The sequence below is a fragment of the Peribacillus sp. SIMBA_075 genome (assembly GCF_046534585.1).
This window is the reverse complement of sequence record NZ_JAWRYN010001780.1, coordinates 1-228: the sequence shown is the minus strand read 5'-3', so window position 1 is coordinate 228 and position 228 is coordinate 1. Positions and strand designations below refer to the sequence as shown.

The following is a 228-nucleotide window of genomic DNA, read 5'->3' as shown; positions in this document are numbered from 1 at the left end:
CTGCAATTGCATATCATAAGTTTTGGCGGTAGTGTGCTGATAATCGCGCAGCTTATCGGAAAACGCCTTGAATGCGGCGCGCCGCAGTTCGGTGTCGGTTTCCGCTTCCCAGTCGCCTTCGAACGATACATAGCTAAGGGGATGGGATTTGCCGCCAGCTTCGAAATCAGGAAAGTCCATATCGACCATTTTCGTTGTATTGTACAATCCATAAGGGGACTGAAAAAC

Annotated in this window: 1 pseudogene; it reads right to left on the bottom strand. The window is 49.1% G+C overall.

What is annotated here, in order from left to right:
• A pseudogene (locus SB775_RS34560) lies at positions 1-228 on the bottom strand (oligoendopeptidase F); the annotation flags it as partial.